The 15126-nt window shown below is 62.2% G+C and carries 11 protein-coding genes, 1 tRNA gene and 3 pseudogenes; 12 read left to right on the forward strand and 3 right to left on the reverse strand.

The window, feature by feature from the left end; all coding sequences use genetic code 11:
• Nucleotide 1: 1 nt before the first annotated feature.
• Nucleotides 2-78, forward strand: a tRNA-Ile gene (locus ACZ5M5_RS27970).
• Nucleotides 79-265: 187 nt separating this feature from the next.
• Here the strand turns inward: ACZ5M5_RS27970 and ACZ5M5_RS27975 are convergent.
• Nucleotides 266-393, reverse strand: a pseudogene (locus ACZ5M5_RS27975) (transcriptional regulator); the annotation flags it as partial.
• Nucleotides 394-713: 320 nt separating this feature from the next.
• Between ACZ5M5_RS27975 and ACZ5M5_RS27980 the strand changes: the two are divergent.
• Both ACZ5M5_RS27980 and ACZ5M5_RS27985 read left to right on the forward strand, forming a co-directional pair.
• Nucleotides 714-3041, forward strand: coding sequence for a hypothetical protein (locus ACZ5M5_RS27980; protein WP_464738258.1), 2328 nt, complete (start codon nucleotides 714-716; stop codon nucleotides 3039-3041).
• A gap of 35 nt (nucleotides 3042-3076) precedes the next feature.
• Nucleotides 3077-3538 (forward strand): Lrp/AsnC family transcriptional regulator, encoded by a 462-nt coding sequence (locus ACZ5M5_RS27985; RefSeq protein WP_060743121.1) that lies wholly within the window; start codon nucleotides 3077-3079, stop codon nucleotides 3536-3538.
• A 125-nt stretch (nucleotides 3539-3663) separates the two neighbouring features.
• Here the strand turns inward: ACZ5M5_RS27985 and ACZ5M5_RS27990 are convergent, their stop codons facing one another.
• Both ACZ5M5_RS27990 and ACZ5M5_RS27995 read right to left on the reverse strand, forming a co-directional pair.
• A complete protein-coding gene (locus tag ACZ5M5_RS27990; protein WP_025215812.1) occupies nucleotides 3664-3978 on the reverse strand; it encodes an XRE family transcriptional regulator in 315 nt (104 codons plus the stop codon).
• A complete protein-coding gene (locus ACZ5M5_RS27995; protein WP_060740345.1) occupies nucleotides 3971-4336 on the reverse strand; it encodes a type II toxin-antitoxin system RelE/ParE family toxin in 366 nt (121 codons plus the stop codon). The genes ACZ5M5_RS27990 and ACZ5M5_RS27995 overlap by 8 nt, the downstream gene beginning before the upstream one ends.
• A 358-nt stretch (nucleotides 4337-4694) precedes the next feature.
• Here ACZ5M5_RS27995 and ACZ5M5_RS28000 point away from each other — a divergent pair, with 358 nt between their 5' ends.
• The 9 genes and pseudogenes from ACZ5M5_RS28000 (at nucleotide 4695) to ACZ5M5_RS28040 (ending at nucleotide 15077) form a co-directional block, all read left to right on the forward strand.
• Nucleotides 4695-6377, forward strand: coding sequence for a flavin monoamine oxidase family protein (locus ACZ5M5_RS28000; RefSeq protein ID WP_464738259.1), 1683 nt, complete (start codon nucleotides 4695-4697; stop codon nucleotides 6375-6377).
• A 12-nt stretch (nucleotides 6378-6389) separates the two neighbouring features.
• Entirely contained in the window at nucleotides 6390-7184 is a 795-nt protein-coding gene (locus ACZ5M5_RS28005) for a carbon-nitrogen hydrolase family protein (protein ID WP_464738260.1), read from the forward strand.
• A gap of 62 nt (nucleotides 7185-7246) precedes the next feature.
• Nucleotides 7247-9678: pseudogene (gene pqqF / locus ACZ5M5_RS28010) on the forward strand (pyrroloquinoline quinone biosynthesis protein PqqF).
• A 170-nt stretch (nucleotides 9679-9848) separates the two neighbouring features.
• Complete coding sequence (gene pqqA / locus ACZ5M5_RS28015) at nucleotides 9849-9923, forward strand: pyrroloquinoline quinone precursor peptide PqqA (RefSeq protein WP_003177660.1); 75 nt, start codon at nucleotides 9849-9851, stop codon at nucleotides 9921-9923.
• Between the two features lie 80 nt (nucleotides 9924-10003).
• Nucleotides 10004-10914 (forward strand): annotated as a pseudogene (pqqB, locus tag ACZ5M5_RS28020) (pyrroloquinoline quinone biosynthesis protein PqqB).
• 202 nt (nucleotides 10915-11116) lie between these two features.
• The gene (gene pqqC / locus ACZ5M5_RS28025) at nucleotides 11117-11869 is read left to right on the forward strand and encodes a pyrroloquinoline-quinone synthase PqqC (RefSeq protein WP_060740340.1); all 753 of its coding nucleotides are present in this window, start codon (nucleotides 11117-11119) and stop codon (nucleotides 11867-11869) included.
• A complete protein-coding gene (pqqD, locus tag ACZ5M5_RS28030; RefSeq protein ID WP_060740339.1) occupies nucleotides 11866-12141 on the forward strand; it encodes a pyrroloquinoline quinone biosynthesis peptide chaperone PqqD in 276 nt (91 codons plus the stop codon). The genes pqqC and pqqD overlap by 4 nt, the downstream gene beginning before the upstream one ends.
• Entirely contained in the window at nucleotides 12113-13282 is a 1170-nt protein-coding gene (gene pqqE, locus ACZ5M5_RS28035; RefSeq protein ID WP_060740338.1) for a pyrroloquinoline quinone biosynthesis protein PqqE, read from the forward strand. Before pqqD ends, pqqE begins: the two co-directional genes overlap by 29 nt.
• Nucleotides 13248-15077, forward strand: a complete 1830-nt coding sequence (locus ACZ5M5_RS28040) for a S9 family peptidase (RefSeq protein ID WP_103310497.1) — start codon at nucleotides 13248-13250, stop codon at nucleotides 15075-15077. The genes pqqE and ACZ5M5_RS28040 overlap by 35 nt, the downstream gene beginning before the upstream one ends.
• Nucleotides 15078-15126 lie beyond the last annotated feature (49 nt).

Consider the following 15126-nt stretch of genomic DNA (forward strand, 5'->3'; position numbering starts at 1 on the left):
AGGGCCTATAGCTCAGTTGGTTAGAGCAGAGGACTCATAATCCTTTGGTCCACGGTTCGAGTCCGTGTGGGCCCACCATACAAAAAGCCGCGCATTGCGCGGCTTTTGCGTTCTTGAGCCTGTTGACTCTTGCGCCCTAGGCGAAGGTCTTCATAAAACGGCTCTGCACACTGCCTGATGGCTGCGACCCCATTCGCTGCTTGTTCACAAAGTTCAGTCGAGCGGGTCAGCACCTGAGGCGTTGCTACCCGTAGCAAGGTCGTCATCAGTCGAACACTCCCTGGATTTCCTCAAGCGTAGGCATCGCAGCCGGTACCACGGCGAACTCACAATCCAGGGCCCCAGGACTCGTGCATAGGCAAGCATCCCCACCGACGGGTCACCCTTTTCGAGCGGATATCCCCTCGCAGTTAACGTACTCACCTTTCACCGAAACATCCGTCCCCGAATCGACGTCAAAAGCTCGCCGTTGTTTGACCGCGATAGCAACTTTGGCAACTGCCCGCCCTCTTTCCTTGTTCCTCGACTCACCTGGAAGTAATACTCTGGGGAATTAACGACGGGCGAAGACCCCACGTCCAAGCCGTTCAACCTCCTCAAGCGAGATCCCCATCATCGCCAGCCCCAGCCTCTCCCGACTGTTTCTTGAACTGTTCTGGCAACTCGGCATCCTGCTGGTGCCGGCTTTTTTCGTCACGATATTGCCGCCTCCATTGGCTTTGTTAGCGGTGTTGTTCTTCGGCCTGCTGATGGGGCTTGCCGCACGATTCGGTTTTCTGTCGGCCGGGCGAGTCTGTGGCAGGTTGATCGTCGGCGCCGTGTTCGGCCTGGGTTTCAGCGTGGGTCGGGCCTTGCCTGAGTGGTGGGGCATCCTGGCGGCCATCGCCTGCATCGGCGGCGGGCTGGCGGGCGTCAGCACCTGGGAGCGGCGTCTGGGCTTGGCGCCCGTTTCTGGCAAGGGCGCCAGTGCCTGGGGTGGAAGCGAGCCGCAACTGACGCCTGAAGGCGAACCGATCCGGGTGTTCAACCACAGTGAAATCGCCATGGGCGGCCCCACCTATTGCGACTATCTGTTTCCCGATGGTGTGCTCCTGCAAGGCCTTGGCTCTTCGTCACTGTTCTCCCGCGACGGGCGCTATTTTGCGGCGACCGTACCGTCCCGGCAGAACTGGGGGCTGGTCGTCCTCGACCGTCAACAGCGCCAGGTGTACCGCTGTGCCGACAGCGAACTCTGGGAGTTGGACGCTTTTGACCTCGGCGTGTTGAGCGGGCGCCATAGCCCGCTGGTGGACGACAGCGTTCGCGAAATCCGACTGGAGGAACTGTTCCAGACGGCCAGCGTTACCCCCTTGGTCCCCTTCGCCGACCTCTGGCTGGACTCCGATTGGCATCCCGAGCAAGTTCAACATACCTTCGAGCGGCGTTCTGCGGACGGCCAGCACTGCCTGCGGGGCGACATTGCCTTGCCCGCGACATTTCGCGACCTGGCCCAGCCGCTGGAACCGCTGGTTTCACCGCGCTACGCCATCAGCGTCAACGGGCAACCGGCCGGCCTGTCGATGGCGGCCGATGCGCCGTTGGTATGGAGCAGCGATCAACGCGCCCTGGTGTGTCTGGCCCAGGAACAACCCCCTCATGCAGACGGCGACCAGTATTGGCTGTGGCAGCTCGACCTGGGCTGGCGCGCCCTGCCCTCGCCTTGGGTGAAGAGCGAAGCAGAACCGTCCTTCTATTGGCACGAGTTGCTGGGTCTCGACGCAAGCCATGTGCAGATCGGCTCGTACCTTGACTATCCGCGACCGGGCTCCGGGCGTTATGGCTACCGCTTGGACAGCATCCACGGCGATAGCGAGACCCAGGTCGGTCACGATGCCCAAGGTCGCGTGCAGGAGGGCGAGTTTGCGTTGACCCGCATGACCATCGCGATGCCGCTGGACAGCCAAGGCCAGCGCGGCGATTCATCCATCGAAACGCAGCCGATGCAGGACGGGGTGCGCGCACGGTTGACCTGGCTTGGCGATAATCCCGACGGGCTGGGCGGTTATCGCTGTCAGATCGGCGACTGGCAATTGCCTGGCCGCTGGTTGTTGGATCATCGGGTCTCCGATTGCGGACGTTACCTGGCCCTGCTGCCCTTCGACGGTGCAACGACGGTCGCGACCCACGGGGTGGTTGCCGATCTGAAGGAGCGACAGCTACTGCAGGGGCCCACGATGTGGGTCGCTCGCCTGCTCGATTTCCGCGCAGGCCGGCTGAGCCTGGCGGTGGTGGCCGGCCGTCTCGATCAAGACCTGGAGAGCAGCGCGCTGCAACGCTTCAATATCCCCGCGCCGCAGAGCGATAGCGACTCTTCGTTCTTTCAACCCGACGAGCAATCCCGGCTGTTCTACAACACCGTGGAGCTGCAGGTGACCGATTCACACCTGCACAGCGTTACACCTTGGCGTCTGGTGGATCGCCCGCAAGTGGCCAACGCCGATGGCGACTTCATCCAGCCCGCACCCGACCATCGAGATGCCGCCTGGTTGTTCGGCAGCGAGACGGAATATGCCGACAGTTGGATGCGGGCGCGGACGCCTCGGCTTGGCGGCCATCTGCTGACAGCATCAGGCTGCGCGTTGACCGACCTGGCACCCTCGATGATCTGGTCGGCGAATGGTCGTTATCTGGCCCTGACCTGTATGGCTACCGACGTGACCGAGCTGTGTGGCAGCTATCGAGGCTGGCAGTTGCTGCTGCTGGATGTCCAGGCGCACACGTTGCGAGTACATCCGCAATGGCTGGGTCAACGCCCTCTGTTTGAAGACTTCGCCGACGATCAGGTGCACGTGCGCTGTTTTGAACGCGATTGGGAAGCAGAGGACGACGAGGACCCAGGTTCAATACAGTCATTGCCTCTGACCCTTTTGCTGCAAGCGCCCGCTGAACAGCTGGTGTGCCAGGACGGTTTCTGGCTAAGGTCTACGCAAGTACACCTGGCCCCCGCCTGGCGAGCGTTGACCTTACCCGCCATTGGCTATTTCGAACGCGAGAGCCTGTAACATGCTCGCCATCGATGCCCACGCCGGAGCCCACCTTGCCTGACACCCGCCCTCCCGTCCTCGACGAAATCGACCGCCAACTGATCGCGGCCCTGCAAATCAATGCCCGGGAAAGCGTCGCCATGCTGGCCCGGCAGTTGGGTATCGCCCGCACGACCGTCACTTCGCGCTTGGCGCGCCTGGAAAAGACCAAGGTCATTACCGGGTATGGCGTGCGCCTGGGCCAACGGGTGATTGATGGCGGCTTGCAGGCTTACGTGGGCATCAAGGTGCAACCGCGCTCCGGCAAGGACGTGCTGCGACGCTTGAGCGCCATGGCCCAAGTCCAGCAACTGTGCGCGGTCAGCGGTGAGTTCGATTACGTCGCCTGGCTGCGCACCGATTCACCGGAACAACTGGACCAGTTGTTGGACCAGATCGGCAGCGTGGACGGTGTGGAGAAGACCACCACCTCCATCATCCTCAGCAGCAAGATCGATCGGGGCCAACCGGTCTAGCGCTTATACATGCGACTTACCTTGTGGGAGCGAGCTTGCTCGCGATAGCGGTCTGTCAGTCCACGAAAGTGCTGACTGAACCGGCGCTATCGCGAGCAAGCTCGCTCCCACAGGAATATCGCCAGTTACGGTGTTGGATGGGAGAAATTTTCGATCCTGACCTGCCCCTCTGGAAAGGTCGCGATAATCTCCAATTCTCCCCCCATGGCCCGGATGTAATTTCGCAACGTGCTGATGTACATATCCGTCCGACGCTCCATTTTCGAGACTGCCGCCTGGTTGATATGCAGTGCCTTGGCCAAGGCCTCCTGGCTCAACTCCTGCGCCTGGCGCAACTCGTGCAACGGCATTTCTGCACGCAACGTCTGATACAGAGCCTGTGCACGAGCCTGGGAGTCAGGCGACCGACGCGCCATCAAGTCGGAAAATTTCTTAGCCATTGTCAAAGCCCTCTCTCTTCAATACTTCCAAATGCTCGTCATAGAGGCGTTCGGCCAAAGGCACATATTCCTGATACCAACGGCCCTGGCCGGTCTTGTCTCCCCCGATCAGCAGGATGGCGCAGCGGCGAGGATCAAACGCATAGAGCACACGATAAGGCCTACCCGCGTGTTGCACTCGTAACTCACGAAGGTTGCCATGGCGCGAACCCTTGATATCACTGGTGTGAGGAAAGCCCAGATACGGCCCGGTGTCGCCGAGCAGCATTACCGAGGCCTGTACAGAGTCTTGCTCTGACTCACAGAGACGGTTCCACCACCTCTCAAATTCGTCAGTGTATTCAACGTCCCATTTCATTCAAATATGCCACCCAGGATATATAACCTCAAGGGAATAACCATAGGAGTTTGGGCGGGTATCTGCTTCTGTTGATCGCGCAAGCAATTGTTAAGGAGAGTTTCTGTGGGAGCTTGCTCGCGATAGCGGTCTGTCAGTCCATGAAAGTGCTGACTGAACCGACGCTATCGCGAGCAAGCTCGCTCCCACAGGAATGCATTTCGTCACTACGCCTTACAATCACATCAAAATGACTTATAACCACTCAAAACGACGACATATTGTGTCTTATTAACGTGTTCTACCCTCCCTAGAATGGCTGGCATCTTTCCTATACTCAGACGCGAACACCGCGTCGAGTCGCCCATCAAGGTCCGCCATGAACAAGAACAATCGCCACCCAGCAGACGGTAAGAAGCCCATCACCATTTTCGGGCCGGACTTTCCTTTCGCCTTTGACGACTGGATCGAGCACCCGGCGGGCCTGGGCAGCATTCCCGCCCACAACCACGGTACGGAAGTGGCGATTGTCGGTGCCGGGATCGCCGGCCTGGTGGCGGCGTACGAACTGATGAAGCTGGGGCTCAAGCCCGTGGTCTACGAGGCGTCGAAAATGGGCGGGCGCCTGCGCTCACAGGCGTTCAACGGCGCCGAAGGGGTGATCGCCGAGCTGGGCGGCATGCGTTTTCCGGTGTCATCCACCGCGTTCTACCATTACGTCGACAAACTGGGCCTGGAAACCAAACCCTTCCCCAACCCGCTGACCCCGGCGTCCGGCAGCACGGTCATCGACTTGGAAGGCCAGACCTATTACGCACAGAAACTGGCGGACCTTCCCGCACTGTTCCAGGAAGTCGCCGACGCCTGGGCCGATGCGCTGGAGGACGGTTCGCGCTTCGGCGACATCCAGCAGGCGATCCGCGACCGCGACGTGCCACGCCTCAAGGCGTTATGGAACACCTTGGTGCCGCTGTGGGACGACCGCACCTTCTACGACTTCGTCGCCACCTCCAAGGCGTTCGCCAAGCTCTCGTTCCAGCACCGCGAAGTGTTCGGCCAGGTCGGTTTCGGCACCGGCGGCTGGGATTCTGACTTCCCCAACTCGATGCTGGAAATCTTCCGCGTCGTGATGACCAACTGCGATGACCATCAGCACCTGGTGGTCGGTGGCGTCGAGCAGGTGCCCCACGGCATCTGGAACCATGTGCCGGACCGCTGTGCGCACTGGCCCGAAGGTACCAGCCTGAATTCGCTGCACCTGGGCGCCCCACGCAGCGGCGTGAAGCGCATTGCCCGCGCCGCCGATGGCTGGTTCAGCGTGACGGACGTGTGGGAAAACACCCGCGAGTACGCCGCCGTGCTGGTCACTTGCCAGAGCTGGTTGCTGACCACCCAGATCGAATGTGAAGAAGCGCTGTTCTCGCAAAAAATGTGGATGGCCCTGGACCGCACCCGCTACATGCAATCATCGAAGACCTTCGTGATGGTCGACCGACCATTCTGGAAGGACAAGGACCCGGAAACCGGGCGCGACCTGATGAGCATGACCCTGACCGACCGCCTGACCCGTGGTACCTACCTGTTCGACAACGGCGATGACAAGCCAGGGGTGATTTGCCTGTCGTATTCCTGGATGAGCGATGCGCTGAAAATGCTCCCGCATCCGGTGGAAAAACGCGTGAAGCTGGCCCTCGATGCCCTGAAGAAGATCTACCCCAAGGTGGACATCGCCGCACGGATCATCGGCGATCCGATCACCGTATCCTGGGAAGCCGACCCGCACTTCCTCGGTGCCTTCAAGGGCGCCCTGCCCGGCCACTATCGCTACAACCAGCGCATGTACGCGCATTTCATGCAAGACGACATGCCGGCCGAACAACGCGGGATCTTTATCGCCGGCGATGACGTCTCATGGACACCCGCCTGGGTCGAAGGCGCGGTACAGACCTCACTCAATGCCGTGTGGGGCATCATGAAGCACTTCGGCGGTGAAACTCACGCCGAGAACCCGGGTCCAGGTGATGTGTTCCACGAGATCGGTCCGATCGCCCTGCCTGAATAAAAGGAGTTTTCGATGCGCGTAGCCCTCTACCAATGTCCACCGCTGCCACTGGATCCGGCCGGCAACCTGCACCGTCTGCACCAGGTGGCGCTTGAAGCCAGGGGCGCCGATGTGCTGGTGCTGCCGGAGATGTTCATGACCGGCTACAACATCGGTGTCGATGCGGTGAATGTACTGGCCGAGGTCTACAACGGCGAATGGGCGCAGCAGATCGGCCGCATCGCCAAGGCAGCCAACCTGGCGATTGTCTATGGCTACCCGGAACGTGGCGAAGACGGGCAGATCTACAACGCGGTGCAACTGATCGACGCCCAGGGCGAGCGCCTGGCCAACTACCGCAAGAGTCACCTGTTCGGCGACCTTGATCACGCCATGTTCAGCGCCGGCGACTCAGCGCTGCCCATCGTCGAGCTCAACGGCTGGAAGCTCGGCCTGCTGATCTGCTACGACCTGGAATTCCCGGAAAACGCCCGACGCCTGGCCCTGGCCGGCGCCGAGCTGATCCTGGTGCCAACCGCCAACATGCAACCCTACGAGTTCATCGCCGACGTCACCGTGCGCGCCCGGGCCATCGAGAACCAGTGTTTCGTGGCGTACGCCAATTACTGCGGCCATGAAGCTGAATTGCAGTATTGCGGCCAAAGCAGCATCGCCGCACCGAATGGCAGTCGCCCGGCGCTGGCGGGGCTGGACGAGGCCTTGATCGTCGGTGAACTGGATCGACAACTGCTGGACGACTCCCGCGCGACCTACAACTACCTGCACGATCGCCGTCCCGAGCTTTACGACGACCTGCACAAACACTGATTGAGGATTGAGAAAGGGCCCTGATCCGCTAGCATGGGCGCATCCTTGTTCTGGAAGCGCCCATGCCGGTCCCCGATTCCCTCCGCCCCCACACCGAAACCCTGGCCAACGGCTTGCGGGTGACATTGCGTCATGTCCCGGGCCTCAAGCGCAGCGCCGCGGTACTGCGCGTCGCCGCTGGCAGCCATGACGCCCCCCTGGCCTGGCCGGGCATGGCGCACTTGCTCGAACACCTGTTCTTCCTCGGTACCGAACGGTTTCCCGCCGAGGAGAATCTGATGGCCTACGTGCAGCGGCACGGCGGTCAGGTCAATGCGCGCACCAGTGAACGCACCACGGATTTTTTCTTCGAGCTCCCTCCCGCAACCTTCGCCGACGGGCTGGAACGGCTGTGGGACATGCTCGCCCAGCCACGCCTGGATGAAGCTGAGCAGTTGCGGGAACGGGAAGTGTTGCACGCGGAGTTCATCGCCTGGTCCCAGGATGCGGCCGCCCAACGACAGCTTGCCTTGTATGACGGCGTGTCAGCGGCCCATCCGCTGCGGGGCTTTCACGCCGGCAATCGCGACAGCCTCGCCGTGGAAAATGCCGAATTCCAGAGCGCATTGCACGACTTCTATCGCCGCTTTTACCAGAGCGGCCAGATGACGTTGAGCCTGGTCGGCCCACAAAGCATCGACGCCTTGAAAGCGCTGGCGCAACGGTTCGGCAGCCATGTATCGGCCGGTGAAGCGGTCGCTGGATCGTCGCCGCCAAGGCTGCTGGCATCGCCCCAGATGCGTTATCAACAGGCCCGGGAAGGTTGTCTCGACCTGCTGTTCGCCTTCGAAGCGTTGCCCGCCGCCTCCCCCCAAGCCCTGGATTTTCTCTGTACGTGGCTGAACTCCAGCAAACCGGGCGGCCTGCTCGCCACGTTGCGCCAGCGCGGCCTGGCGGACAGCCTCAAGGCCACTGCGCTGTATGAGTTTGCCGGACAAGGGCTGCTGCACATCGAGTTCAAGCACGGCAACGCTCAGGCAGCGGCGCAAATCCAACCGTTGCTGCACGACTGGTTGGGATTCTTTGCCGCCCAGGATGACTGGGCGCCGTTGCGCCAAGAGTTCACCGCGTTGTTGCAGCGACGGCAGGAGACAGGTTCGGCCTTGCAGTTGGCCCGCTGGGATTGTGAAGGACGTGACACGCCGCTGCTGGCAAACGACCTCGTGAGGCTCAGGGAAATCCTCAGGCAACTGCACCCCGCCGATACCGTCGTGGAACCCTGGCAACTGCCCGCGCCCAATCCGTTCCTGCAAACACCAAGCGAAGTGCCTCGCGCCGGGCTGATCCGCGGCCAGACCAGCGCCCACCGCGGCTTGCGCACCTTCGCCCAGGATCGCTCCCGGGCCGGCGGGAACGCTCGCCCATGCAGTTCAGCCAGGCGCTGCCAGACAATGGTCGCGAAGGCGCGGTGTACCTGCGCTGGCAACTGACGACCCAGGCACCGCCCGACGTTCAATCCAGGCTCGACCGGCACCTGCAGGATGTGCGCGAAGAGGCTCGGCAGGCTGGCGTGGACGTCAGTTTCGAAGCGTCCGCCCATCAATGGCTGCTAAAACTGGTCGGCTTGCAGGCACCGCTGCCGCTGGTGCTCGAACACGTTCTGGCGAAGCTTGCCCAACCCCTGCCAATGGCCCAGGCCGGTGACGAAATTCCGTCGATGCCGATTCGACAGCTGTTGAAGGCGCTGCCGGATCATTGCCGGCAAATATCAACGTTGCCAATGCCCGACAGCGATCAAGACGTATGGACAACGGCCCGCTGGGATGGGCTGTCCATCGGTCTGTCGGCCGCCACCCAAGGGGCGCTTGGCCCGGCGCTGGCCCGTGTGCCGGGCGTTGTCGGCGAGGACGTCAGCCTGGCGACGGCGTCGCGCGGGCAACGCGTCTGGCATAGGCTCCAGACCCACGGTGAAGAATCGGCCGTGTTGCTGTTTTGCCCGACCGCCACCTCGGTGCTCGCCGACGAAGCCGCCTGGCGGTGGCTGGCGCAGTTGTGCCAGACGCCGTTCTACCAGCGCCTGCGCGTCGAGTTGCAGGTGGGTTATGCGGTGTTCAGCGGCTTGAAGCAGGTCGATGGGCAAACCGGAGTGTTGTTCGGCGTCCAATCGCCCAGCCTTTCGGTGGCGGAACTGATCGCCCACCTCGAGCAATTCCTGGCCGGGTTACCGGCGCTGATCCAGCAGCTTGATGATGCGTCCCTTGCCCGTCAGCAGCAGGCACTCGCCGCCCAACTCCAGAGCAGTGCCCTGCCCTTCGCCCAGGCCGCCGAACTGCTCTGGCAGGGCAAGCTGGCCGGCCGCCCGTCGGATTATCTTGAGCAGTTGTCTGCTGCCATCCTGTGCCTGGATCGCGCCCGGCTCGAGGCTGCCGCCCAGGGTTTGCTCGATGCGCAAGGGGGATGGTATTGCCTGAGCAACGGCGCCTGCCCACCAGAACACTGGCAAGCGGCGCAGTGATCATTGCAGCCGCTGTAATGAGCTTTCTTCGAGAATCGCGGCGAACGAATTTGTCAGATTTAGTAACATAGGCGCCTAAGCATCTGAACATCTCCGAACGGAGGTGGACTATATGTATAGGTCTCCACCGTTCCATCAAACCAAAGTCCCCCAACCAAAGGAGTATTCCCATGTCCTGGTCCAAACCCGCATATATCGACCTGCGTATCGGTTTCGAAGTCACCATGTACTTCGCCAGCCGCTGATTGCTGCAGGCGGTTAAGCACGCAGCACTACGCCTCGGCCAGCCGAGGCGTTTTTATTTCGGTTTGCAGATGGAGCAGCCATGTTCGTCCAGATTCTAGGTTCCGCCGCCGGTGGCGGTTTCCCCCAGTGGAACTGCAACTGCGCCAATTGCGCAGGTTTTCGCAACGGCAGCCTGCGGGCCCAGGCGCGTACCCAGTCGTCCATCGCCCTGTCCGATGACGGCGTGAACTGGGTGCTGTGCAACGCCTCCCGGACATTCGCGCCCAGCTCCAGGGCTTCGCCCCGATGCAGCCTGGCCGCGCCCTGCGCGACACCGGCATTGGCGCGATCATCCTGATGGACAGCCAGATCGACCACACCACCGGCCTGCTCAGCCTGCGCGAAGGTTGCCCGCATCAAGTCTGGTGCACCGACATGGTTCATGAAGACCTGAGCACGGGCTTTCCACTGTTCAACATGCTGACCCACTGGAACGGCGGGCTGAGCTGGAATCGCATCGAGCTCGACCAGAGCTTCACCATCGCCGCCTGCCCGAACCTGCGCTTCACCCCGCTGCCCCTGCGCAGCGCCGCACCGCCCTATTCACCCCATCGCTTCGACCCGCACCCGGGCGACAACATCGGGCTGATCGTCGAAGACCTGCGCACGGGCGGCAAGCTGTTCTATGCCCCGGGGCTGGGCAAGGTCGACGAGTCATTGTTGGCGATCATGGCCGGCAGCGATTGCCTGCTGGTGGACGGCACGATGTGGGACGACGATGAAATGCAGCGCCGTGGCGTAGGCACCCGCACCGGCCGGGAAATGGGCCACCTGGCCCAGAACGGCCCCGGCGGCATGCTGGAAGTGCTGGAGCAACTGCCTGAGCAGCGCAAGGTCCTTATCCATATCAACAACACCAACCCGATCCTGGATGAAGACTCGCCCGAACGGGCCGAGCTTGTACGTCGAAAGATTGAAGTGGCCTACGACGGAATGAGTATTGAGTTGTAGGAAGGTCGGAACCAATGTGGGGTGGGCTTGCGGTGTATCCGTCGACATGGGTGCCGACTGGTAGGACGCTATCGCGAGCAAGCTCGCTCCCACAGTAGTCCTGATATCTGATTCACAGCACAACCCGTGTGGGAGCGAGCTTGCTCGCGATGGGGCCAGCCCTGACGCCACCGAAACCAACGGTTATTCCCCGGAGACCGAAATGACTGACACCCCCCTGTCCCCCGCCGAGTTCGAAGCGGCCCTGCGTGCCAAAGGCGCGTATTACCACATCCATCACCCCTATCACGTGGCGATGTATGAAGGCCGTGCCACTCGCGAGCAGATCCAGGGCTGGGTCGCGAACCGTTTCTACTATCAAGTGAATATCCCGCTCAAGGACGCCGCGATCCTGGCCAACTGCCCGGACCGGGAAATCCGTCGCGAGTGGATCCAGCGCCTGCTCGACCATGACGGCGCGCCCGGCGAAGACGGCGGCATCGAAGCCTGGCTGCGGCTGGGCCAGGCGGTGGGCCTGGACCCTGACCAACTGCGCTCCCAGGAGCTGGTGTTGCCAGGTGTGCGTTTTGCCGTGGACGCCTACGTCAACTTCGCCCGCCGGGCCAGTTGGCAAGAGGCCGCCAGCAGCTCGCTGACCGAACTGTTCGCCCCGCAGATCCACCAGTCGCGCCTGGACAGTTGGCCCCAGCATTACCCGTGGATCGACCCGGCCGGCTATGAATACTTCCGCACCCGCCTGGGCCAGGCCCGGCGCGATGTGGAGCATGGCTTGGCGATCACTTTGCAGCACTACACCACCCGCGCAGGGCAGGAACGCATGTTGGAGATTCTCCAGTTCAAGCTGGACATCCTCTGGAGCATGCTCGACGCCATGAGCATGGCCTACGAATTGAATCGCCCGCCCTATCACAGCGTGACCGACCAACGGGTTTGGCACAAAGGAATTACCTTATGAGTTTCGATCGCAGCCAAACCCCGCGCTGGCGCCCCGGCTATCGTTTCCAGTACGAACCGGCCCAGAAAGGCCACGTGCTGCTCTATCCTGAAGGCATGATCAAGTTGAACGACAGCGCTGCGCTGATCGGCGGCCTGATCGACGGCGAACGGGATGTCGCGGCCATCATCGACGAGTTGGCCAAGCAGTTTCCCGACGTGCCGGAACTTGGTGACGACATCGAGCAATTCATGGAGGTCGCCCGTGCACAGCACTGGATCGAACTTGCCTGACACCACCGCCCTGCCACCCAGGCCGGAAGTCGGCCTGCCGCTGTGGCTGCTGGCGGAGCTGACCTATCGGTGTCCGTTGCAATGCCCGTACTGCTCCAACCCGTTGGACTTCGCCGAGCAGGGCAAGGAGCTGAGCACCGAGCAGTGGTTCAAGGTCTTTCGCGAAGCCCGGGAAATGGGCGCCGCGCAGTTGGGTTTTTCCGGTGGCGAGCCGCTGGTGCGCCAGGACCTGGCCGAACTGATCGGCGAGGCGCGCAGGCTGGGTTTCTATACCAACCTGATCACCTCCGGCATCGGCTTGACCGAACAGAAAATCAGCGACTTCAAGAAGGCCGGGCTCGACCATATCCAGATCAGTTTCCAGGCCAGCGACGAGCAGGTGAACAACCTCCTGGCCGGCTCGAAGAAAGCCTTCGCGCAAAAACTGGAAATGGCCCGGGCGGTGAAGGCCCACGGCTATCCGATGGTGCTGAACTTCGTGACCCACCGGCACAACATCGACAAGATCGACCGCATCATCGAGCTGTGCATCGCCCTGGAGGCCGACTTCGTCGAACTCGCCACCTGCCAGTTCTACGGCTGGGCGCAATTGAACCGTGTCGGCCTGCTGCCCACCCGGGAGCAACTGGTGCGCGCCGAGCGCATCACCAATGAATACCGCGCCAAGCTGGAAGCCGAAGGCAATCCGTGCAAGCTGATCTTCGTCACGCCGGACTACTATGAAGAGCGCCCCAAGGGCTGCATGAACGGCTGGGGCAGCATTTTCCTCACCGTCACGCCGGACGGCACGGCATTGCCCTGTCACGGTGCCCGACAGCTGCCGGTGCAGTTTCCCAATGTGCGCGACCACAGCATGCAGCACATCTGGTACGACTCGTTCGGCTTCAACCGTTTCCGCGGTTATGACTGGATGCCCGAACCGTGCCGCTCCTGCGATGAAAAAGAGAAGGACTTCGGCGGTTGCCGCTGCCAGGCGTTCATGCTCACGGGGGACGCCAGTAACGCCGACCCGGTGTGCAGCAAGTCCGAACACCACGGGGTGATTCTCCAGGCCCGTGAAGACGCCGAGCACGCCACGCAAACCATTGAACAGTTGGCCTTTCGCAATGAACGAAACTCGCGCCTCATCGCCAAAGGCTGAGCCTTTCAGCGCCGCCCAGGCCGTTGCCGCCGGCACTGACTTCGCCGAACTGCAGGTCGGGCCCTTGGGCTTGTTCTGGAATGAATACCGCCCCGCGGACGGCGCCTGCCGGATCTGGCATTGGCAAGATGCCCAGGCCCGCTGTTTGACGCCGGACGGGTTCAGCGCGCGCAGCCGGGTCTATGAATACGGCGGCGGGTCGTTCTGCCTGAGCCGTGACGGCGTGCTGTTCGTCAATGAGACCGACCAGCAGTTGTACCACCAATCGCTGAGCGACGGGCAGCCCGTGGCGCTGACCTCCGGTGAGTGCCGCTACGGGGACCTCGGCTTTGCCGGTGGCCAGGTGTTGGCGGTGGAAGAACAAGCCAACCAGCATCGCCTGGTGTCGATCGGGTTGGCGGATCATCAACGGCATCTACTGGTTGAAGGCGCCGATTTCTACGCTTCGCCGACCCTGAGCCCGGACGGCCAGCGGCTCGCCTGGGTTGAGTGGAGCCGCCCGCATCAACCCTGGACAGCCACGCGGTTGATGTTGGCCGAACGCAATGCTTCGGGTTGGGGCGAGCCACGCTGTGTGGCCGGCGAGGGTGAGCAAGAGTCCATTCAGCAACCGCGCTTCGACGCGGCCGGTCGCCTTTATTGCCTGAGTGATCGCGGTGGTTATTGGCAGCCCTGGAAGGAGTCGGCCCAAGGCCTGGAACCACTGCCCGCCGCCGAAGCCGATCACGCCCCGGCGCCATGGCAACTGGGTGGCTGTACCTGGCTGCCGCAGGATGAACACACGTACCTGGCGAGTTGGACCGAAGCGGGTTTCGGGCGCCTGGGCCTGTGTCGCGAAGACCACGCCAGCGATGACTTTACCGGCACCTATACCCGCTTTCGCAGCCTGGCGCTGGATGAGCGGTTCATCTACGCCATTGCCGCCTCGCCGACCGGCCCGTCGGCGGTCATTGCCATCGAGCGGCATAGTCATGACGTGGCGGTGCTGGCCGGCGGCGTCGCGCCATTGCCCGTCGAACAGATCAGCCGTCCTCGCACCCTGCGTTATCCATCCGGGTCAGGTGAGGCCCACGGGTTCTTTTACCCGGCCATGAATGTACAGGCGAAGCCGCCCCTGGTGGTGTTCATTCACGGCGGCCCCACCTCGGCCTGTTATCCCCTGTTCGATCCGCGTATCCAGTATTGGACCCAGCGTGGCTTTGCCGTTGCCGATCTCAATTACCGCGGCAGCAGCGGCTATGGCCGGGCCTATCGGCAGGCATTGCATTTGAACTGGGGCGTGGTGGATGTCGAGGATGCCTGCGCGGTGGTCGCCTACCTGGATGAACAAGGCCTGATCGACGGCCGTCATGCGTTCATTCGGGGTGGCAGTGCCGGCGGCTATACGTCCCTCTGCGCCTTGGCGTTCCATGAGGTCTTCCGTGCCGGCGCCAGCCTCTATGGCGTGAGCGACCCTGTCGCCCTCGGCCGGGCCACGCACAAGTTCGAAGGTGATTACCTGGACTGGCTGATCGGCGATCCGCAACAGGACGTCGAACGCTACCGCGCCCGTACGCCGCTGCTGCACGCCGGGAACATCCGTGTGCCGGTGATCTTTTTCCAGGGTGAACTGGACGCCGTGGTGGTGCCGCAGCAAACCCGCGACATGGTCAGTGCCTTACAGGCCAACGGCGTGGCCGTCGAGGCGCACTACTATCCGGATGAGCGCCACGGTTTTCGCAAAGCCGCGAACCAGGCGCATGCGCTGGAACATGAGTGGTTGTTCTATCGCAAGGTGATGGATGGCGATCTGTAGGACGCCAGACAAACTGTGGGAGCGAGCTTGCTCGCGATAGCAGTAGTCC

It is taken from the genome of Pseudomonas sp. Van50 (genome assembly GCF_055390755.1).

Excerpts from the sequence above, each read along its gene's own strand:
- ACZ5M5_RS27990 (WP_025215812.1), bottom strand. The coding sequence starts at position 3,978 with ATGGCTAAGAAATTTTCCGACTTGATGGCGCGTCGGTCGCCTGACTCC.
- ACZ5M5_RS27995 (WP_060740345.1), bottom strand. The coding sequence starts at position 4,336 with ATGAAATGGGACGTTGAATACACTGACGAATTTGAGAGGTGGTGGAAC.
- ACZ5M5_RS28000 (WP_464738259.1), top strand. The coding sequence starts at position 4,695 with ATGAACAAGAACAATCGCCACCCAGCAGACGGTAAGAAGCCCATCACC.
- ACZ5M5_RS28005 (WP_464738260.1), top strand. The coding sequence starts at position 6,390 with ATGCGCGTAGCCCTCTACCAATGTCCACCGCTGCCACTGGATCCGGCC.
- pqqC (WP_060740340.1), top strand. The coding sequence starts at position 11,117 with ATGACTGACACCCCCCTGTCCCCCGCCGAGTTCGAAGCGGCCCTGCGT.
- pqqD (WP_060740339.1), top strand. The coding sequence starts at position 11,866 with ATGAGTTTCGATCGCAGCCAAACCCCGCGCTGGCGCCCCGGCTATCGT.
- ACZ5M5_RS28040 (WP_103310497.1), top strand. The coding sequence starts at position 13,248 with ATGAACGAAACTCGCGCCTCATCGCCAAAGGCTGAGCCTTTCAGCGCC.